The organism is Mycobacterium sp. NGS61 (assembly GCF_059812325.1).
On the sequence record NZ_JCALCL010000008.1, the window covers coordinates 165,052 to 185,598 of the forward strand.

17 protein-coding genes and 1 pseudogene are annotated in these 20,547 nt (G+C 65.1%); 12 read left to right on the plus strand and 6 right to left on the minus strand.

Going from position 1 to position 20,547, the window contains the following annotated elements:
• Positions 1–21 precede the first annotated feature (21 nt).
• From AC5Y3Z_RS17780 to AC5Y3Z_RS17795, 4 genes are all read left to right on the plus strand, one after another.
• Positions 22–1,233, plus strand: a complete 1,212-nt coding sequence (locus AC5Y3Z_RS17780; protein WP_463828063.1) for a PLP-dependent cysteine synthase family protein — start codon at positions 22–24, stop codon at positions 1,231–1,233.
• Positions 1,233–2,534, plus strand: a complete 1,302-nt coding sequence (locus tag AC5Y3Z_RS17785) for an MFS transporter (protein WP_463828064.1) — start codon at positions 1,233–1,235, stop codon at positions 2,532–2,534. Before AC5Y3Z_RS17780 ends, AC5Y3Z_RS17785 begins: the two co-directional genes overlap by 1 nt.
• 186 nt (positions 2,535–2,720) lie before the next feature.
• The gene (locus AC5Y3Z_RS17790) at positions 2,721–4,232 is read left to right on the plus strand and encodes a multicopper oxidase family protein (RefSeq protein WP_500001821.1); all 1,512 of its coding nucleotides are present in this window, start codon (positions 2,721–2,723) and stop codon (positions 4,230–4,232) included.
• Positions 4,233–4,579: 347 nt separating this feature from the next.
• Entirely contained in the window at positions 4,580–5,335 is a 756-nt protein-coding gene (locus AC5Y3Z_RS17795) for a YoaK family protein (protein WP_463828066.1), read from the plus strand.
• A gap of 679 nt (positions 5,336–6,014) precedes the next feature.
• Here AC5Y3Z_RS17795 and AC5Y3Z_RS17800 read toward each other — a convergent pair.
• The 3 genes from AC5Y3Z_RS17800 to AC5Y3Z_RS17810 form a co-directional block, all read right to left on the minus strand.
• A complete protein-coding gene (locus AC5Y3Z_RS17800) occupies positions 6,015–6,674 on the minus strand; it encodes a DUF305 domain-containing protein (RefSeq protein ID WP_463828067.1) in 660 nt (219 codons plus the stop codon).
• Between the two features lie 144 nt (positions 6,675–6,818).
• A complete protein-coding gene (locus AC5Y3Z_RS17805; protein ID WP_463828068.1) occupies positions 6,819–9,071 on the minus strand; it encodes a heavy metal translocating P-type ATPase in 2,253 nt (750 codons plus the stop codon).
• Between the two features lie 28 nt (positions 9,072–9,099).
• Positions 9,100–9,306: a heavy-metal-associated domain-containing protein gene (locus AC5Y3Z_RS17810; RefSeq protein ID WP_500001822.1), complete on the minus strand. Its 207-nt coding sequence runs from the start codon at positions 9,304–9,306 to the stop codon at positions 9,100–9,102.
• A gap of 437 nt (positions 9,307–9,743) precedes the next feature.
• Between AC5Y3Z_RS17810 and AC5Y3Z_RS17815 the strand changes: the two genes are divergently transcribed.
• Positions 9,744–10,088 carry an NADH-quinone oxidoreductase subunit A gene (locus AC5Y3Z_RS17815; RefSeq protein WP_500001823.1) on the plus strand — a complete coding sequence of 115 codons (345 nt, stop codon included), beginning with the start codon at positions 9,744–9,746 and terminating at the stop codon, positions 10,086–10,088.
• 266 nt (positions 10,089–10,354) lie between these two features.
• Here AC5Y3Z_RS17815 and AC5Y3Z_RS17820 read toward each other — a convergent pair whose 3' ends face one another.
• Positions 10,355–10,651, minus strand: a complete 297-nt coding sequence (locus AC5Y3Z_RS17820; RefSeq protein ID WP_500001824.1) for a hypothetical protein — start codon at positions 10,649–10,651, stop codon at positions 10,355–10,357.
• A gap of 15 nt (positions 10,652–10,666) precedes the next feature.
• Between AC5Y3Z_RS17820 and AC5Y3Z_RS17825 the strand changes: the two genes are divergently transcribed.
• Genes AC5Y3Z_RS17825 through AC5Y3Z_RS17855 form a run of 7 tightly spaced genes read left to right on the plus strand, consistent with a single transcriptional unit; the run spans position 10,667 to position 18,024 of the window.
• Positions 10,667–11,479 carry a hypothetical protein gene (locus AC5Y3Z_RS17825; RefSeq protein ID WP_500001825.1) on the plus strand — a complete coding sequence of 271 codons (813 nt, stop codon included), beginning with the start codon at positions 10,667–10,669 and terminating at the stop codon, positions 11,477–11,479.
• Positions 11,472–12,407, plus strand: coding sequence for a complex I subunit 1 family protein (locus AC5Y3Z_RS17830; protein ID WP_500001826.1), 936 nt, complete (start codon positions 11,472–11,474; stop codon positions 12,405–12,407). Before AC5Y3Z_RS17825 ends, AC5Y3Z_RS17830 begins: the two co-directional genes overlap by 8 nt.
• 5 nt (positions 12,408–12,412) lie before the next feature.
• Positions 12,413–12,976 carry an NADH-quinone oxidoreductase subunit J gene (locus tag AC5Y3Z_RS17835; RefSeq protein ID WP_500001842.1) on the plus strand — a complete coding sequence of 188 codons (564 nt, stop codon included), beginning with the start codon at positions 12,413–12,415 and terminating at the stop codon, positions 12,974–12,976.
• The gene (locus tag AC5Y3Z_RS17840) at positions 12,973–13,275 is read left to right on the plus strand and encodes an NADH-quinone oxidoreductase subunit NuoK (RefSeq protein ID WP_500001827.1); all 303 of its coding nucleotides are present in this window, start codon (positions 12,973–12,975) and stop codon (positions 13,273–13,275) included. Before AC5Y3Z_RS17835 ends, AC5Y3Z_RS17840 begins: the two co-directional genes overlap by 4 nt.
• Positions 13,272–15,119 carry a proton-conducting transporter transmembrane domain-containing protein gene (locus AC5Y3Z_RS17845; protein ID WP_500001828.1) on the plus strand — a complete coding sequence of 616 codons (1,848 nt, stop codon included), beginning with the start codon at positions 13,272–13,274 and terminating at the stop codon, positions 15,117–15,119. Before AC5Y3Z_RS17840 ends, AC5Y3Z_RS17845 begins: the two co-directional genes overlap by 4 nt.
• Before the next feature lies 1 nt (position 15,120).
• On the plus strand, positions 15,121–16,605 hold the full coding sequence (locus tag AC5Y3Z_RS17850) for a complex I subunit 4 family protein (protein ID WP_500001829.1): 1,485 nt from the start codon (positions 15,121–15,123) through the stop codon (positions 16,603–16,605).
• Positions 16,606–16,626: 21 nt separating this feature from the next.
• Positions 16,627–18,024 (plus strand): NADH-quinone oxidoreductase subunit N, encoded by a 1,398-nt coding sequence (locus tag AC5Y3Z_RS17855; RefSeq protein WP_500001843.1) that lies wholly within the window; start codon positions 16,627–16,629, stop codon positions 18,022–18,024.
• A gap of 488 nt (positions 18,025–18,512) precedes the next feature.
• On the opposite strand, the pseudogene arsB reads toward AC5Y3Z_RS17855, so the two are convergent.
• Together arsB and AC5Y3Z_RS17865 are read right to left on the minus strand one after the other, a co-directional pair.
• Positions 18,513–20,017 (minus strand): annotated as a pseudogene (gene arsB / locus AC5Y3Z_RS17860) (ACR3 family arsenite efflux transporter).
• A 3-nt stretch (positions 20,018–20,020) separates the two neighbouring features.
• On the minus strand, positions 20,021–20,491 hold the full coding sequence (locus AC5Y3Z_RS17865) for an ArsI/CadI family heavy metal resistance metalloenzyme (protein WP_500001830.1): 471 nt from the start codon (positions 20,489–20,491) through the stop codon (positions 20,021–20,023).
• Between the last annotated feature and the right edge of the window lie 56 nt (positions 20,492–20,547).

Below are 20,547 nucleotides of genomic sequence, written 5' to 3' on the forward strand. Positions count from 1 at the left end.
GGTGGCCGCTGCCCGTTGTCAATGGCCGCGCTGGGCGGCCTCACGCTAGAAAGCGACACTTCCATGAACAACTCTCACTCTCGTCCGTTGACCTCGTTGGAATCCCGTCTGTTGTGCAGTTCCCGGTCATTGCCGTTCGTGAACCGCGCACCCAGTGCTGGACAGTGCCACCCCGCCTTGGGTAGCCACCGCCAGCCGGCTGGGCTGGTGGGTAACACCCCGGTATTGCGCATCTCGGAGCCGTTAACCGCTGCAGACCGCGGATTCTGGGCCAAGTTGGAAGCTTTCAACCCCGGGGGCAGCATGAAAGACCGCCCCGCCGTGCACATGGTGGAGCGTGCCCGCGCCCGCGGCGAACTGCGCCCCGGAGCCCGGATTGTGGAATCCACCAGCGGGTCACTGGGTCTGGGCCTGGCACTGGCCGGCATGGTGTACGGCCACCCCGTCACGGTGGTCACCGACCCAGGCATGGAACCCATCGTGCAGAACATGCTGCGCGCGTATGGCGCCGAGGTCGACCTGGTCACCGAAGCGCACCCGGTCGGCGGATGGCAGCAAGCCCGCAAGGACCGCATCGCCCAGCTACTGGCCGCCGATCCTGATGCGTGGTGCCCCAACCAGTACAGCAACCCCGAAAATGTCGATGCCTACCGACCGCTGGCCCTGGAGTTGCTCGACCAACTCGGTCGCATCGACGTGCTGGTGTGCTCGGTGGGCACCGGGGGGCATTCGGCCGGCGTGGCGCGGGTGCTGCGCGAGGCCAACCCCGATCTGAAGGTGATCGGGGTGGACACCGTCGGTTCGACGATCTTTGGTCAACCCGCGGCCAGTCGACTGATGCGGGGCTTGGGCTCGAGCATCTATCCGCGCAATGTCGACTATGCGACGTTTGACGAGGTGCACTGGGTGGCGCCGGCTGAGGCGGTGTGGGCGGCCCGCGCTTTGGCGGCTACCCACCACGCCAGTGGCGGCTGGAGTGTGGGTGCGGTCGGTTTGGTTGCTGGGTGGGCGGCGCGCACGATGGCGCCCGATACCAGCATCGCGGCGGTTTTCCCTGATGGGCCGCAACGGTATTTCGACACCATCTATAACGACGACTACTGCCGCGACCACGGGCTGCTCGATCAGCTACCGCCCCAGGAGCCGGACGTCATCGACCACCCTAACCAGCGGGTAGTGCAATCCTGGACTCGGTGTGCCACCGTGCTTGATCCCACCGGAGCGATGCAGTAATGGAATTGATCACCCAATTCCGCAGCTTCGACCGGCCCAGCCGGATGCTGATGATCAACCAATTCGGCATCAACCTCGGCTTTTACATGCTGATGCCGTACCTGGCGGCTTACCTCGCCGGCCCCTTGGGGCTGGCGGGGTGGGCTGTGGGGCTGGTCTTGGGTATCCGGAACTTCTCCCAGCAGGGCATGTTCATTGTCGGCGGCACGTTGGCCGACCGAATCGGCTACAAACCGTTAATTGTTGCAGGGTGTGTGCTGCGCACCGGCGGTTTCGCCTTGCTCATCGTTGCGCACTCGTTACCGGTGGTGTTGATTGCCTCGGCAGCCACCGGTTTCGCCGGCGCGTTGTTCAATCCGGCGGTGCGCGCCTATCTGGCCGCCGATTCCGGCGCTCGCCGCGTGGAGGCGTTCGCAGTGTTCAACATCTTCTACCAGGCCGGGATTCTTCTGGGTCCTTTGGTCGGAGTGATGTTGGTGGCTATTGATTTCCGCATTAGCGCCGCGGGTGCGGCCGGCGTCTTTGCGGTATTGACCGTGGCCCAGCTGCTGGCGCTGCCGCAGCACCGTGCTGATCCGGCGCGGGAAAAGACGTCGATACTTGATGACTGGCGAGTCGTCGTCGGCAACCGGTCTTTTCTGTTGTTCGCCTTGGCGATGGTCGGTTCTTACGTGTTGTCGTTCCAGGTGTATCTCGCCCTTCCGCTGCAGGCCTCACTGCTGACTAAGCGCTATCAAACGCTGTTAGTGGCAGCGGTTTTCGTCGTGTCGGGACTGGTTGCGGTCGCCGGACAGCTGCGCATCACCCGCTGGTTCGCCGCTCGGTGGGGCCACGGGCGCAGTCTGGCTATCGGCCTGGCCATCATGGCGGCCTCGTTCTTGCCGCTGCTTGTTATCCCTGATAGTTCTGGGGTCGGCGTTGTCGCGGCGGTAGTTGCGCTGCTGGTGTCAGCGGCCATGCTTGCCGTCGGCTCCGCCGCGGTCTTCCCGTTTGAGATGGACACGGTCATGGCGTTGGCCGGAGGCCGGCTCGTGGGCACCCATTACGGGTTCTACAACACCATTGTTGGCGTGGGAATTTTGGGCGGCAATTTGCTCACCGGGTGGGCGATGGGTGCTGCGCGGCAGCTGGGTGTGGGTGCATTGGTTTGGGCAGGGTTGTTTTTGGTCGGCGTCACCGCCGCGCTGGCCCTACACGTCCTTGACCGCAATCATCACTTGGAGCCTGCAGCTGCCGACGAGTGCCCGGCCGGGCCGACCAGCGCTCGAGGTGCTAGCGAACCTGGGCGGGATCGGATCTAAGGCGCTGGTGCGTGCCGCGGTGGTGCGGGCTAACAGTGAATCCGGACACCGGTTGGACGACACCGCGTTTCGCGCGAGCGCCGTTCTGGGCCACTGCGCTGCGGCGAACATCGGTGTGAGTCGAGAGGTTTCGGCGACGTGCCCACGGCAGAGGCCGAAGGGGGAAAGTTTGAGGAGGGACTCGTAATGAGATCGGTGTGGAATGAGGGTCTGTTGAATCGGCGTGCGTTTGTCACGGCCTCGGTGGCCGGCGGGGCCGCGGTGGCGCTGGGGGCATGTGGGCGAAGCAATCCTGCGCCCAGCGCGGAACGAGCTATCGCCGCGGCCGAGGCCGCGCGCCCGCACACCGGACGCACCGTTACTGCCACGTTCACGGCGCAGCCGGCCCCGATCGACCTCGGCGGCCCCATCGCAGGCACACTGGCCTACGGCGACACACTGCCCGGCGCCCCCCTCCGCGCTAATGTCGGCGACGACCTGGCGGTCACCGTCAGAAACCGGCTCAGCAACCCCACCTCGGTGCACTGGCACGGCATCGCGCTGCGCAACGACATGGACGGCGTGTTCCCTGTTACCCCGAATATCGCGGCCAACAGCGACTTCACCTATCGGTTCTCAGCGCCGCACCCCGGCACCTACTGGGCCCACCCGCATGTCGGCATGCAAACCGACTACGGGCTCTACCTGCCGGTGATCATCGACGACCCCGCGGAGGCGGCACGCTACGACGCCGAATGGGTTGTCGTCCTTGACGACTGGACCGACGGCATCGGCAAGAATCCGCAACAGTTATTCGACGAGCTCAAGGGCTCGCACATGCCGGCTCACGGGTCCGGCCAGCAGGAGATGGCTGGGATGTCCGCGGTGGGTAGCAGTGCGCTGCTGGGCGGCGACTCCGGCGACATCGACTATCCGTACTACCTGGTCAACGGTCGGATTGCGGCGGCGCCGACTACCTTTGATGCTCGGCCGGGCCAGCGCATTCGCATCCGCATCATCAACGCCGGCGCTGACACCGTCTTCCGCGTGGCCCTGGCGGGCCACGTCATGACGGTCACCCACACTGATGGTTTCCCCGTTGTGCCGACCGAGACCGACGCTTTGTTGGTCGGCATGGCCGAACGCTATGACGTCATCGTCACCGCCAGCGACGGGGTCTTCCCACTCGTGGCCATGCCGGAAGGTAAGCAAGCGGTCGCGGCACGGGCGCTGCTCAAGACGGCCAATGGCAGCGCACCCGATGTGAACTTTCGGCCCACCGAGCTCAACGGCCGAGTCGGTACGGTCGACACCTTCACCGCCCCGCCGGCCGCCAGTCTGGGCTCGGCGGCCTCAGCGGTGAATCTGGACCTGGAATTGACCGGGTCAATGATGAAGTACGACTGGGCCATCAACGGCAAGCCCTACCCGGACAGTCCGCCCGTGAGCGTCACGCAGGGCCAGCGCGCCACGCTAGTCTTCACCAACTCCACGATGATGTATCACCCCATGCACCTGCACGGCCATACGTTCCAGATGATCAAGTCCGACGGCAGCCTGGGTGCGCGCAAGGACACCGTCATCGTGCTGCCCAACCAGAAACTGCGCGCCGTGCTGATCGCCGACAATCCGGGTTCTTGGATGATCCATTGCCACCACGGCTATCACCTGGAGGCCGGCATGATGACCACTTTGAACTACACCGCCTACACCAGCTAGCGGGTGGCGCGCTCTGCAGCACCAACTCGGCCACGCCCGCACGGCGCCGGCCTGGGCGACCGGTTGCGCAGCGACCGGGAAGGCAGTGGGTAAGCAGATGACTACACCGCAGTCAAGCAACGGCCCGGCCATTCCCCTTGAACCGCGCGGGAAAGACGCGTCGGGACGGCCGGCTGAGGGCTGTCGCGGCGATTGCACTGCGACGTTGCGACAACGTTTGTTGTGCCGCTCGGCTCCGCTGGCCCTACCGGCCCCTCGCAACGACGACCGCGCAGGCCTGCGGGTTTGTGGTACGTCGTTGCCTTCCCCCGTCGTTAGCGCCATCGTAGAAAGGGATTGATGCTCGAATGCGCAGACAGAAACGTTGGCTGCCACCCCGGGGACTTTTGGTCGGCTACAGCGGGGTGCTGGCCTCGGTGGCCGGTTTTGTCAACGCGGTGGCCCTTCTGGTTTTGGCATTTCCGGTGGGCAATATCACGGGGGTCACCACTCAATTAGGCATGGACACGGCCAACCCATGGCTCTATGAGGGTCACGTGCTCGCGGCGGTTCTACTCGGCTTCTTGAGCGGCACAACCGCGGCCGGTGCCATCCTGGCGCCCACCGACTCGCAGAGCGGCTCGCGGCATGCTGCTGTGCTGATCGCAGAAGCGGGCCTGCTCCTTGCCGCCGCCATCGGAGTGCAGGACGCCGTCGTCAAGGCGCAGCTCGCCGCGCTGGGGATTCATCGTGCGGTCATCCAGGCGCTGTTCGCCGCTGCGGCGCTCGGGCTGCAAAACGGGTTGACTTCAAGCGTTCGCGGAATGGCGATCCGCACCACCCACTTCACCGGCACCATCACCGACCTTGGGCTGATGCTGGGCCGCAGCCGCCGCCACGGGATCGACAAGTCGAAGGCTGCCGTGTTCACAGTGACGCTGGTGCTGTTTTTGGTGGGCGGCGTTGCTGGAATAGTGAGCGGTGCGCGGCTCGGCGGATACGCGTTGATCATCCCGGCCGTGATCTGCATCGCTGTGGCCGCTGCTAGCCTGCTTCACGGCCGCAGGCGACGCCTGTCATCGCACGTCGCATCCGCCGCGCCGACCTCGGTGAGCTCCGACTGAATGCTTATCAGCGCGATATCCCCTTGCTTGCAACAGCACGCGGCATCACCAACATCATGACGTACCTTTTGCATACCCAAGGCCCGCGGTTCTGCGGTGACTGCTTTGACGTGACCGCCCCCCTGGCGCCGCCGCCCCTAACCCGGCATCGTGTCGTACTTCGCGAATTGTGTTGCAGCGCGTGGCTTTCCGCCGATCGGCCCATCGTGGACGAGAAGAAGCCCCGTGTGCCGACTAGAAACCTTGGTGCGCGGAGTGCAGGGTGGCGATCTGCTGTTCGTCGTCCGCCGGTGATCGGCTGTGCCAGCGCTATGGTCGACGGGATATTGGCCCGGATCGAATGTCGCCGAAGGATAGCGATCGCCGTTGATGGGTGCTGATCACCGCGGATAAGTGGAGGCCTGTCCACCGCAACACCGCGAGTGTCCAGCAGAGCCTGGCTGCATAGCCTGCTCGCCTTCGTCCCTTGTTCTCCGACCCCTTTCGGGCAGTGCCGGTGGCTCGGCATAACCCGGCGCCGGGCTCTCGGCTGTCATGCTGCTCAGGTCGCGGTGCAGAGTCGTCCGCCTCTGGCGACGATGCCGACTTTGAGGATGGGTCGAGTGTTAGCCAGATCCGGTGAACAGCGGATTCTTGCCGCGCACACTAGTGCTTGGGCCAGCGGTCGCGATGCCGGACGCTAGAGAGACTTCAGTATGGTTTGCATGGTGTCGATCTCGCGTTGCTGATTAGCCACGATCGATTGTGCCAGCGTGACCGCCGGGGTGTATTGGCCGGAATGAATCTCGTTTTGCGCCATGGTGATTGCGCCTTGGTGATGCGCAATCATCTGGGTAAGGAAAAGCCGGCTGGCCTCCACGCCCTGGGCGTTTTGCAGAGCCTGCATGTCCTGTTCCGACATCATCCCTTCCATTCCGGGCATGCCGGCGTGGCCCGGCATCCCCGGCATCGTGGTCGTGGGTGTGCCGCTCAGGGTAGTTGTCGCAGGCGTTTGCTGCGTCCACTGGTTCAACCAGGACTGCATCTGTTGGATCTCGGGGCCTTGGGCCGCCTTGATATTATTGGCGAGGTCGATTACGCGAGCGTCGATGCCCTGTTTGCCGAGGATGATCTCGCTCATCTGAATTGCTTGCTGGTGGTGAGCAATCATGCGCTGGGCGAAGGTGACGTCGTCAGCATTGTGCGCCGCAGGAGTGCCCTCAGCCGGACTTGACGCTGTATTAGGCATGCGAAAGGTGTTGCTCGGCGCGGTAGGGTTATCTGAGTCGCCGCACGCTGCCACGGTCAGCAGCACCGCAATCGCTGCTGCAGTGAAAGTAAATAACCGTCGCCTCACCATGACTTCCTTTCGGGACTCACGCACACCATGTTTGGGTATACCGGGTATAGGTACAGTACCGTTGCACATCCCGTACCCGATGAGCATGCCGTCAAACCCCAAAAGTTGGCTGGCCGGCAAGGGGTGTGTGGTTGGCTGCCGCGCTCACGTCAACGGCTCGAACCTACGCAGTCGCAGGCTGTTGCTGACGACGAATACCGAGGAGAAGGCCATCGCCGCACCGGCCAGCATGGGGTTGAGCAGCCCGGCCGCCGCCAGTGGCAGCGCAGCGATGTTGTAGGCGAAGGCCCAGAACAGGTTGCCCTTGATGGTGCTTAAGGTCTTGCGGGACAGCCGGATTGCGTCGGTGACAACGCGCAAGTCACCGCGAACCAGTGTCACGTCGCTCGCCTCGATGGCGACATCGGTGCCAGTGCCCATTGCGAGACCGAGGTCGGCTTGGGCGAGGGCAGCCGCATCGTTGACGCCGTCACCGACCATGGCAACGACTCTGCCGTCGGCCTGCAACTGCTTGATGGTCTCGACCTTGTCGCGCGGAAGGACGTCGGCGACTACATGTTCGATGCCGACCTGGCGGGCGATCGCAGCGGCTGCGGACCGGTTGTCGCCGGTGAGCATGATCGGGGTTAAACCCAGCGCGCGCAGCTGCGCGACCGCCTGGGCTGACGTCGGTTTCACCGCGTCGGCCACGACCAGCACCCCGCGCGGCTGGCCGTCCCAACTAACCGCGACCGCGGTCTTGCCCTGCGACTCGGCCCGGTGCATGGCGGTGGCCAACTCCGGCGCGAGCTGCTGCGACCACTCAGCGAGCAAGAGGGGCCGGCCTACCACCACCGCATGACCATCGACGATGCCCTGCACCCCAAGTCCCTGTCGGTTGGCGAAACCCTGCGCGGCTGGTAAGTCGCCGACCTTCGCCCGGGCGCCGTCGGCGATAGCCCTGGCGATCGGGTGCTCAGAAGAGTCTTCAAGCGCGCCGGCTAACCGCAGCACCTCGTCGGGGTGCTGACTTTCGGCGGTGATCACCTCGACCAATGTCATCGTCCCAGTGGTGATGGTGCCGGTTTTGTCCAGCACGATCGTATCGACCTGCCGAGTCGATTCGAGCACTTCTGGACCCTTGATCAAGATTCCGAGTTGGGCACCCCGGCCGGTGCCGACTAGCAGCGCGGTGGGTGTGGCCAGTCCCAAAGCGCACGGACAAGCGATGATCAACACCGCGACGGCCGCGGTAAACGCCCCCGACATTGATCCTCCGGTACTGATCCACACCGCGAGCGTGGCCGCCGAGAAGGCCAGGACCATGGGCACGAACACCGCCGAAATCCTGTCGGCCAATCGCTGCGTGGCGGCCTTGCCGGTTTGGGCGTCCTCGACCAGCTTGGCCATTTGCGCCAATTGGGTGTGCGCGCCGATGCGTGCGGCGCGCACGACGACGCGACCACCCACATTGAGGGTGGCACCCACCACCAAATCCCCGGGTGCGATTTCTACCGGCACGGATTCGCCGGTCAACATGGAAGCATCCACCGCCGAGGAGCCCTCCATCACCACGCCGTCGGTGGCGATCTTTTCCCCCGGGCGGACCACGAATTCGTCCCCGACTGCGAGTTGGTCGATGGGAATGCGTTGCTCCACACCATCTCTGCGCACTGCCACATCTTTGGCCCCCAGCTCCAGCAGTGCGCGAAGCGCGGCGCCGGCGCGCCGCTTCGCACGGACCTCCAGATACCGGCCGGCGAGGATGAAAGCCGTAACTCCGGCAGCAGCCTCCAAGTAGATGTTGCCGGTGCCGTCGGCGCCGTTGACGGTCAACTGAAACGAATGCGTCATGTTGGCCATCCCAGCCCTGCCCCAAAACAGCGCATACACCGACCAACCCAGCGCGGCGAGGGTGCCCATCGAGATCAACGTGTCCATCGTGGCGCTGCCGTGGCGCAGATTGGTCCATGCAGCCCGATGGAACGGCCACCCACCCCACACCACCACCGGTGTGGCCAGCGTCAGCGACAACCACTGCCAGTTGGTGAACTGCAGCGCGGGAACCATCGCCATGGCAATCACTGGCACGGTCAGCATCACCACAATCACCAACCGCTGCCGCAGCAACACCAGTGAATCGGCGTCAGCCGCGGCGGCGCCCGCCCCGTCGCCGACCGAAGTGCTTGCTGCTGGCACGGTCGCTGTGTAACCGGCTTGCTCGATTGCCGCTACCAGTCGATCGGACGAAACACCTGCACCGTAATCCACGCTGGCCTTGCCGGTCGCAAAGTTGACTGAGGCGCTGACCCCGTCGAGCTTGTTCAGGGTCTTTTCGATTCGGGTCACGCACGAGGCGCAAGTCATTCCACCGATCTCGAGCTCAATGTGTTGTGTCGATGTGGTGGCGGTCCCCATGGCTGGTTTCCCTTCCTGGGCGAGGGGTTCAGCCGGCGAGCTGATAGCCGGCTTCTTCGACGGCGTTTTTCAGCGCATACGTATCAACTGGGCCGTCGCTGTCGATAGTTACTGTGCCGCTCGCCAGATCGACGTCGACCGCTTTGACGTGCGCCACGTGCGCAAGCTCCTCACGCACCGAGGACGCGCAATGTCCGCAGGACATTCCAGCCACGGTGACTGTCATAGTGCTCATCTTTTAGCCCCTTTCCGTACCCGGGCCTTCCGCTCACAGTCAAGGATACTTTACCCCCCTGGGGTATGCAAAGGTGGTGTGGGTCACGGCGGTCGGGCGCGTGACCCGTGGCACGGGCTCATCGCCGCGCAGCGTGCGTGGACCCAAAGAATTTCTGTCAGAACCTGGTTATTCCATACCTTAGCGGGGTACCGTACGGCGGATGCGAAACTCGAGCGCCGACGCCGGGGCGAGGGTTTCCGGCCGCCGCCGTGTGGCTGGTGACCGCCGCACCGAGCGGTTATCTGCCTCGGCAACCTCATGTTGCAAGGTGTCAGCACTGGGGCGCACGAGCATCGCGTGCGCTGAGACGAAGTCACCGGTCAGCCGTTCGCGGCCGCGGTTTGCGAATCGGGGACTGCTGACGTGTACCCGCGATAGCACGCTTTAGAACCGGGATGGAAACGGGCATGGTATGGATGGCGTTGATTGGGGTGAGCGGCGTCGCCATGCTCTACTGGTTGCACCGTTTCACCGCGACATCGCCTAGTGCTCTCAGCGTGCTGCCGTTCCAATCAGGATGGCGGCCGCAGGAGCACGCCCTATCCAGGTATCACGTGCGGTGGTATCTGGCGACACTGCTCTTTCTGGCTTTTGATGTCGAGATGTTGTTCATGTACCCGTGGGCGTTGGTAGTTGCCAAAATGGGCGCAGCGGCGATCGTCGAGATGTTCCTTTTCCTGGCAGCGTTGCTGGTGGCCGTGGGGTGGGCGTGGCGGGAGGGCGCGTTGCGATGGGTGTGAGTCAGTTGCTGGCCCGGTACGCGACCCGGCGGGCGCATGTTCTCACCGTGGAGGTTGCTGGGTACTGGGTGGTGCGTGCAGAGGCCGAAAAACGTCTCGTTGCCCGTGGATGGTGCCTGGCGGCGTCACCGGCTGATGCCGACATATTGGCAGTCTGCGGGACGCCAGGACCCGAGCTGACTGGGGCTATCGATCGGGTGTGGGAACAATTGCCCGGGCCCAGGGCTCTGGTCGAGATCCCGAATGCGGAATCGGTGCAACAGGCGCTAGAGCGTGCCCTCGCACAGTTGAGCGATGTAAATACACAACGCACCGACGCCCGTAATCGCGAGTCGCCGGTCGGTGAGCGTGATGACAGCCATAGTCATCCCGACGATCACCATCCGATGACCAGCGGCGGGGATGAGAACAATCTTGCAACCCGGTGCGGCCGTGGGCATTTGGGGCACGACGTGATGGATCCGGAAGGCGTGGATCGCGGTCAACACCACCATGACGCGGCGGACCACGCCAGAGACCGGCACCTCGATTCCAGCGCGATGAGCCACAGCGACCACCGCCACACGGACCTCAGCGCGATGGGCCACAGCGACCACCACCAGAGGGACCCCAACGCGATGGGCCACAGCGACCACCACACGGACCACGGCAGCATGGACCACGGCGCGCATGGGCACATGCACCACGGCGCCATGGACATGGCGCCGGCGGGTATCCCGTTGGCCGCAGGCGGTGAGGACCGCGATGGTCTGGAAATGGATGTCCTGCGAGTGCGGTTGGGTCCGGTTTGTACCTCCTGGCCTGCTGGACTGGTGCTGGAATGCGCACTTCAAGGCGATGTCATTACCGAGGCGGACGCCTGGGTCATCGATAGCGACGCCATGCGGGAGAACCCGCGGCCGCACGTGGGTGAGGATCAGGTATTGGCGGCGGCACGACACTGTGACCACGCCACAGATCTGCTGCTGTTGGCCGGGTGGGCGCGTGCGGCCGCCGCCGCCCGGCGGGCGCGCGACGCCCTCCTCAGCGAACCAGCTCTCCAGCGGGGCACCTCGGCGCTTCAAATCCTGCACCGACAGATTGGCCGGTCACGAACGTTGCGCTGGTCGCTGCGCGACCTTGCACCGATGACCGTCGAGGACTGTGACCGCCTACAGCTGCCCACAATGTGGGCCGGCGACTGTTACGACCGGCTTCTCGCGCACGTGGACATAGCTCAGCGGATGGTGAACGATCCGCTGTGGGCCAGCACATTTCATCCGTCGGGCAGGGTGTTCGTCGCCGCACTGCCGGGTTTGGTGCGTGGTCTGGATTTGGCGACCGCTCGGCTGGTGATCGCCAGTCTCGGTCTTGAGACCGCGCCCGAGGCCGCGGGAGGTCGCGGTGGCTGAGAGCTCCGTCACGACGGTGTCGGGCGTGTGGGCGCCGGCTGCAGCGGTGCTGTTTTTGGGCCTGGGTCTGTTTACGGCGACTCTTGACGGCGCGCTTGCTGCACACGGGGCCGGGAGGGGTGCCGGCGCCGCGAGTGTCGCGGTTAGTGAAATTGCTCGGCTGATGCGGCAGCGCCGGCGCGCCACGGTGGCCGCCGACACGCTGCTGTGGCGGGTGGGGGCCACCGGTCTGCTCGTGGTGGCGGCGCTGATGGTGGCGGTGATTCCGCTGGGGCACTGGACGTTATTCGACCCTGACGTGGGAGTCGTGTGGTTCAACGCGATGGACGTGACGGTGTGGGCTTTGGTGTGGCTTGCCGGGTGGGGGCCCAATTCGGTGCATTCCCTGGTGGGGGGCTATCGGTTTCTTGCCCACGGTTTGGGCTATGAGCTGCCGCTGATGTTTGCCTTGGTGGCCCCGGTGATCGCGGCGCGAAGTCTGCGGGTTGGCGAGGTGGCCGCTGCTCAGCATGGGTTGTGGTTTGTGGTATGGATGCCCCTGGCGTTTGTTGTGTACTGCGGTGGCGTCATGGCGTTTTCGGTGTGGGGCCCGTTTTCCCCGGCGGTCGGCGCCGATGTTCTCGGCGGTGTTGCCGCGGAGCTGTCCGGGGTTGATCGACTCGTATTTCAGGCTGGGCGCTATGCGTTGTTGGTCGCCGGTGCTGCGTTCGCGGTGCCGATGTTTCTGGGCGGCGACGCGGGTCCGTGGTTACCGGGCTGGGCATGGGTGTTGGTCAAAACGCTGGGGTTGTTGTCGTTGCTGGTGTGGCTGGGCCACCGCTTGCCGGCGTTGCGGCCGGACAAGTTCATGGAGATCGGCTGGATTGTGTTGGTACCGCTCACGATAGTGCAAGATCTCGTCGTCGCCGTCATTGCAGTGAGGACGTGAAAAAAATGATCGTCGACATGGTCTATTGGGTCAGCGCCGCCGTCGCCGTGGTGGCGGGGGCAGCGGTGTTTATCGTGAATTCGATGGCCCGCGCCACCTATGCTCTTGCGGTCTCGTTCATCGCCGTCGGTGTCGCGGTGGTGTTGTTGCAGCAGAACTATATCGGCGTGATCACCATCTTGATGATGGTGATGGAGATGGCGGTGATGGCGGTCTACATGGTCATGTTCATGGGCATGAATCCGGCGTTGATGCCGATGAGCATGGTGCACGACAAGCGGCGGGCGCTGGCCGCCGCGGTGGGGACCTTCGTCATGTTGACGTCGGGAATCCTGCTGAGCGACTGGCCGGCGCGGCGCGGGACACCGCCTGCGGACATCACGGTGGCGCTAGGTGAGGAATTGATGGGTCCCCAGATGTTGGCTATGGCGGTGATCAGCCCGGTGATGGTGGCTACCATCGTTGCCGGCATCGTCCTCGCGGCTCACCGCAGCCGCTACGACCGGTTCGGCGATGACCTCAAACGCCGACCCGCCGCCGATCCGCAACCCGGCGGAGTCGGGCGATGACGCTGCAAACCGTGCTGCTGGTGGCCGCCGCGGTGTTCTGCGTCGGGCTCTATGGCGCGCTCTCGCAGCAGGTGGTGGTCATGGTGATGATGGGCCTGGAGTTGATGATCAACGCGGTCATCCTCGCCGCCGGCGGGTTTTGGTGGTTTGCCGCGCCCGTCTCGGCCGGGCAGGTGCTGCTGCTGGTGATCATCGCTGCCATGACGGTGGAGATGGCGATGGGGTTCGCGGTAGCGACCGTGTTGCACCGCGAGCGTAAGGCCGATATGACCGACATGGCCGCAGACTTGGCCGGATGAACGGGGTGAGCGCGTTAGCGCAGCTGGGCCTGTGGCTGCTGATCCTGATTCCGGCGGTCCTCGGCGCGGCGTTGCTGCTTATCCGCTGTGGCGATCGGGTCGCGGCGGGGATCTCGGTGGCGGCGTCGGCACTTGTGGTGGCCTTGTCGGCCGTGGTGGCGTTTGCCCGTCCCGCTGTCAGTGTTTCGTTTGTGGCTGGCGGGCGGTTCGCGTTGACCGTGGATGGTCTGTCGGCGCTGGTGGTCCCTGCGGTTGCGGTCGTCACCCTGGTGGTGCTGATGTTCGCCGCGGTTGATATCACGGTAGCTGCGGCCAGGTTTCACGGTTGGATGCTGCTGTTTGCTTGTGCCGCGATCTTGACGGCAACTGCGGCGACGCTGCCCGCGCTGCTGGCGGCGTGGGAGGTGATGGGGGCGACGTCCTATGCGTTGATCGGCTTTTGGTGGCGCGATGATTTCCGGATGGCAGCGGGGCTTTCCGCCTTTATCACGACCCGCACCGGGGACCTGGGGCTGTATCTGGCCGCCGGCGCGGCCCTGGCCGGCGGCGCCGGGCTAGGGTTGTCGGAGTTACCTCACGCAAACATTCTGTGGCGCAACGTAATTGCATTCGGGATGTTGATCGCCGCCCTGGGCAAAGCGGCGCAGCTGCCGTTCTCGTTTTGGCTCTCGCGGGCGATGGAGGGTCCTAGTCCGGTCAGCGCATTACTGCATTCGGCCGCCATGGTGGCCATGGGTGCGTACTTGTTGCTGCGCGTGGAGCCGCTGCTGGCGGCCACCGGATGGGCCGCGCACGCGGCGGCGTGGAGCGGCGCGGTAACGGCGGTGCTGCTGGGCGCGGTTGCGTTGGCTCAACGCGATCTCAAACAGTTGCTGGCCGCATCGACTGCGGCGCAGCTGGGCTTTGTGGTGATGGCAGCCGGTGCGGGTGCGGTCGGGGGCGGCGCCGCCCAGCTGATCGCCCACGCCTTCACCAAGGCGGGGCTGTTTTTGGCCGCTGGGGCGTGGCTTTCACTGCTGGGCACCAAACAGCTTGAGCAGTTACGCGGTGTGGCCCGGCGATGGCGCCTGGTCGGCTGGACGACCACCGTGAGCGCTGCGGCGTTGGCGGGAATCGCGCCGCTGTCGCTGTGGGCGACAAAAGACGCGATCCTGACGGTCGCCCTTGACCACTCCGTAGGGCTGTATGCGGCCGGGTTGGTGGCCGCCGCGTTGTCGGCAGCCTATGCGGCCAAGATTTTGGTCGCCATCTGGAGCGCATCATCAACGGTCGGTGATGAGAAGGAGGCAAATCGCAACGCGCGGCACGTTTTCGGGCGATTGCCACTGATGGTGTTGGCTGCCGGCGCCGCGGGGTTGGGAGTGTTGGTGTTGCCGCCGATTGCGTCGTCGGTGAGCCGTGTTCTCGCTACCGGGCCGATTGCGCATCCGGGCGTGCTCGAGCTGGCCGGCTCAGCGCTGCTGGCGTTGGTGGTGGTGGCCGCGGTGATTCGCTGGGGGATGCCCGAGCCCCGATGGGCTGCCGAGTGGCTGGGTATGGAACGCGCCGCCCATGCGGTCGTGGTGCGGCCGACGATGCGTCTTGCCGCGGCATTGGCCCGCTTCGATGACCGGATTCTGGACCGGGCCGTGGACTGGGTCGCCGCCGAATCGCTGCGCGCTGGCCGCTGGGTAGCCGGCGTTGATGAGCACGTTGTTGATGCGGCGGTGCGGGCGGTAGCGATGCGGACGCGTCAGCTCGCAGAGTTGGCCCGTAGGCCGCAAACCGGCCAGCTGCACCAGTACTACCTCGCCGCGGTGGTGGCGGTTGCGCTAAGCGTGCTGCTTCTGGTGGCGGTGAACTGAGATGCTCAGTCTGATCGTCTTTTTGCCGCTGGCTGCCGCAGCAGGAGTGCTTGGGCTACCGCGTGGCGGCGCGGCGGCCCGCTGGGTGTGGGTCGGGGTCACCGCCGTCGATCTGGCGCTGGTGGCGGCGGTGTGGCTGCGCTACACCACTCCCGGGGTTAACGGGCTGGCGTTCGAAGAACGGGCCCGCTGGATCCCGGGAGTCAACAGCAGCTACCACATCGGCGTCGACGGCTTGTCCTTGCCGCTGGTCCTGATGACCGCGCTGATTTTTGTGGCCTGCGCGCTCTACGGGTTGCGCGGCGACCGGCCTCGATCCCAGGCAGCCCTGTTCCTGTTCCTGCAAAGCGTCAGCCTGGGGCTGTTCGTCGCTGCGGACCTGATCGTGTTCTTCGTGTTCTTCGATCTGTCGATCGTGGCCATGTACTTCGTGATCGCCGGATGGGGTCACGGGGATGCCGGCCGCTCGGCACTGAAATTCTTCCTCTACACCTTTCTGGGATCCCTGGCGCTGTTGGTGGGCTTCATCGGCCTCTACATCGCCGCCCGTCCGCACACCTTCGACATGCTCGAACTGATCGCCGCGACCCCACTGGCCGCTCGCCCGCTGGCCGGCGGGCTGGTGCTGGCAGCGATCCTGGTGGGTCTGGCGGTCAAGACGCCGACGGTTCCGTTCCACACCTGGCTGCCCCCGGCCCATACCGACGCGCCTGCCGTCGGCTCGGCGGTGCTGGCCGGGGTGTTGTTGAAGATGGGTACCTACGGATTTGTCCGCATCGCGATGCCGATGCTGCCGCAGTCCTGGCGTGCGTGGGCCTGGGTCATCATCGTCGTCGGTATCGTGTCGGTTCTGTACGGCGCCCTGGTGGCGTTGGCGCAACACGACTTCAAGCGCATGGTGGCTTACACCTCGGTCAACCATATGGGTTACATCGTGTTGGCCGTCGGTGCCGCCGGTCTGGTGTCGTCGACCACCGCCGAGGCGCGTGCGGTGGCGATCAGCGGCGCCGTCACGCAGATGGTCAGTCACGGTCTGATCACCGGGGCGCTGTTCTTGCTCGCCGGGGTCTTCTACGAGCGCACCGCCAGCTACGACATGAATGCCTACGGCGGTCTGGCCGCACCCGCGCCGAAACTGGCTGCGGTGTTTGCCGTCGGGGCATTCGCCTCCCTCGGGTTGCCCGGTCTGTCCGGTTTCATCGCCGAATTCCAAATTTTCACGGGCAGTATTGCCGCTACCGCGCTGAGTGCACTCGCCCTGCCCGGCATCGTGCTGACCGCGGCACTGTTCTTGCGCGCGTTGCAGCACCTCTTCACCGGCGACATCCGAGGCCTCTCGCACGGCTTTGTGGATCTGCGGCCTTCGGAATTGGGCTCAGCGGGAATGCTTTTGACGCTTTCGGTCGTGATCGGCATCCTGCCGCGGCCGCTACTGGACGTGATCGAGCCGGCTTCGCGCACGCTCGTCGAGGTTCTGGGGAGATAACCGGTGAACACCGAGGGCGGCATGCGGCCGCTGCTGCTGCTGCCCGAGATGCTGACGTTCGGCGGTGGCCTTCTGGTGTTGATTGCCGGGTCGTTCCTGCCGCGACAGCGGCAGTGGTGGGCCCGAATCGCCGCCGCGGCAACCCTTGTCGGTGTCATCGTGGTCGCCGCGATCGCCATCACGGCCCCGGATCAGACCGCTTTTGAGGGTTCCTTCGTCCTGGACACGGCCACCGCCGTGGCGCGGGTGACCGCCGCAGCCGGCGCGCTCGTCGTCCTGGCGATAGCCGGTGACGAGATTACAGGCGCGGCCCGAGAAAGCGACACCTACGCGCTGGTGCTCTTCTCCACCACCGGCATCCTGGTGCTGGCCGGGACCGGTGACCTGCTTGTCCTGGCCGCTGGCTTTTTGCTGGCCAGCGTTCCGCTGTACGGACTCATCGGGCTGCTGCGCTCCGGGCAGGCCGCCGAGGCGACGATGAAGACGTACCTGATTGGTGCCCTGTTCAGCATCACGTTGCTACTGGGAATCACCGTTGTCTACGGGCTTAGCGGCGTCACCCGATATGACCAGCTCGCCGCCGGGCTCCGCGGCGCCCCGGGCGCGGCCGTAGCCATTGGTGTCGTCGCTGTCCTGGCGGGGCTGATGTTCGAAGCCGGAAGCGTGCCCGCCCACTTCTGGGTGCCCGACGCCGCCCAAGCCGCCAACGGCGTAGCGGCCGTGTTCTTGACAACGGTGCCCAAGATCGGCGCGCTCGTTGCGGCATACCGCGTGGCTGACGTGCTGCCCCACACGGTGGCATGGCCGCTGCTGATCGCGGTATTCGCCGTCGCGAGTATGACGTTGGGTAACTTGGCTGCCTACGGCCAACGCGATCCCCGCCGGCTCCTGGGCTGGTCGACGGTCAGCCAAGTGGGCTACCTTTTGGTGCCGGTCGCGGTGGCCGGGCGCAGCCCGCTGGCCCTCACGTCGTTGCTGTTCTATCTCGTCGGCTACACCCTGACCAACAGTGCCGCGTTCGCTGTCAGCATCGCGCTGCCCGATTGGCGTGACCTCGATGATTACCGCGGCCTGGCTCGGGCGCGGCCCTGGCTCGCTGGGGCATTGGTGGTGGCCCTGCTCGGCCTAGTTGGCACCCCACCGACCGCGGTCTTCGTCGGAAAACTGACCACGGTCACGGCTGCGTGGGACGGCGGTCAAGCGTGGCTGGCCGTAGCGGTCTTCGCCAACAGCCTACTGAGCCTGGTCTATTATCTGCGCTGGATCGCCCCGGTGTTCCGGAAACCATGTAGCGCCACCGAGTTCATTCCCCGGGGTTGGTCCACCGGCACCGCGGCGATCACGGCCTGCCTCAGCCTTGCACTCGGTATCGCCGCAGGACCGCTCTGGGACGTCCTTGCGCCGGCACCGACACGGTGAGCCAACGAGCTAGCTTCCCGACGGCGCACATCGGTGCACTGGCGATGCGGTGTCAGGAATCGACGAAGGACGTGGGCGGCGCAACACATGATTCGCCATCCCCTGGACCGAACCTCGACGCGGAGGCGCGGCAGATGCGGGCGGTTCAGCCGCGGACGAAGAAGGCAGCTAACGAGTGCCGGGCGCCCACTGTCCCGTTTATCGTAGATTCCCTCACCCAACTACTATCTGCGTACGGAACTAGTAGATAGAATTCATCAGTGCCGGGCTGGTGTTCCACCATGAGGGAACTCGACGCTGGTGTGCACCCGGGGCCCACAGCGCCCGTAGGCAGCCGCGACATGGTGTGGCAAGACAGCGTTGGTGGCCGATTTATCTGTAGGCCGTTAAGAGGTGTGTCTGACTGTGTCTGATGATGGGTTGTTGAGCTTGGATGATCGTGGGGAACAGGCTTATCTGTAGGCCTGTGTCTGGTGGCGCGTTGGGTTCTAGGTGTGTGCGGGTGTCAGCTCGGTGATGAGCGCCTGAACGCGGTCGGCGATGTCGTCGCGGATCTGTCTGACGATTTCGAGTGGTTGGCCTGCGGGGTCGTCGAGTTTCCAGTCGCGGTAGGAGACGCCGGGAAAGTAGGGGCAGGTGTCTCCGCAGCCCATGGTGATGACGACGTCGCTGGTTTGGGCGGCCTGGCTGGTGAGCACGGTGGGCGTGGCGGCGGTGATGTCGATGCCGAGTTCGGCCATGGCGGTGATCGCGACGGGGTTGATTTGGTCGGCGGGTTCGGTTCCCGCGGAACGGACTTCAATGCTGTCGCCGGCGAAGTGTTTGACGAGCGCGGCTGCCATTTGGGAGCGTCCGGCGTTGTGGATGCAGACGAACAGAACGCTGGGAATGTCGCGGGTCACGGGGTGTCCTGAGTGGTGGTTGTGGCGGGGTGGGTGAAGCGGTGTCGCAGCGCCAGGGAGAGGTAGACCAGGGCGATCAGGACGGGCACCTCGATGAGGGGTCCGACGACCCCGGCGAGCGCTTGGCCAGAGGTGGCGCCATAGGTGGCGATCGCCACGGCGATGGCGAGTTCAAAGTTGTTGCCGGCAGCGGTGAATGCCAGCGTGGTGGTGCGTGGGTAGCCCAGGTGCAGCGCGGCGCCGAGGGCATAGCCGCCGCCCCACATGATCGCGAAGTAGGCCAGGAGGGGCAGGGCGATGCGGGCCACGTCGAGGGGGCGGCTGGTGATCTGGTGGCCTTGCAGGGCGAACAGGATCACGATGGTGAACAGCAGCCCGTAGAGCGCCCAGGGACCGATGATCGGCAGGAATCGTTGCTCGTACCAGTCGCGGCCCTTGGAGCGTTCTCCGAGGCGCCGTGAAAGGTATCCGGCGATCAGTGGGATGCCCAGGAAGATCACCACGGATTTGGCGATCTGGGCCGGTGAGGTGGTGATCGTGGTTTGCGGGAGCCCGAGCCAGCCGGGCAGCACCGCCAGGTAGAACCAGCCCAGCGCGGCGAACATGAGGACTTGGAAGATCGAGTTCAGTGCGACCAGCACGGCGGCGGCTTCGCGGTCCCCGCAGGCCAGGTCATTCCAGATGATGACCATGGCGATGCAGCGGGCCAGCCCGACAATGATCAGCCCGGTGCGGTAGGTGGGCAGATCCGGCAGCAGCGCCCAGGCCAGGCCGAACATCAGCGCCGGGCCCAGGACCCAGTTGAGCAGCAGTGAGCTGATCAGCAGCCGCCGATCGCTGGTGACAGTGTGCAGCCGGTCGTAGCGGACTCTTGCCAGCACCGGATACATCATGATCAGCAGCCCGGCGGCGATCGGCAGGGAGATCCCGTCGACGCTGACCTTGCTCAACGTCACATTGATCGAGGGCACCAACCGGCCCAGCAGCAGCCCGGCGGCCATGGCCAGCCCGATCCAGACCGGCAGAAACCGGTCAAGCGTGGAAAGCGCTGCCGCAGGAGGGCTTTGAGTCTCAGCAGAGGTAGCGGTCATGGGTCAGCAGCACGCCCGCGCGGTGGCCTCGGCGTCCTGGTCGGGGGTGCAGCACACCGGCTGGCCTGCTGGGGTGATCTCGAGGTGCTCAGGGTTGGTGCCGAACGTCTCGGAGTCGGCGAGCACGGTGTAGACCTCCCAGCGCTCCCCGCCGGGTGCGGTGACCCAGACCTTGTCCTGGGTGGCAAAGCAGCAGGTGGTGTTGATCTGCTCGTCGGTGAACATCCCCGCCTCCTGCAGGCGGGCGATCTCGTCATGCACGACGTCGCTGGATTCGACTTCCACCCCAAGGTGGTTCAGCGTTCCGCCCTGGCCGGGGTTTTCCAGCAGCACCAGTTTCAGCGGCGGGTCGGCGATCGCGAAGTTGGCATAACCCGGCTTCACCTTCGCCGGTTCAGTCGCGAAAAGCGTGGAGTAGAACGTGATTGCGGCATCAAGGTCGTCGACGTTGAGCGCGAGCTGAGCACGAGACATCAGAACCAGCCTCCCGGGTGTGAGACATATATCGAACTATCGGACTGGGATCAGCA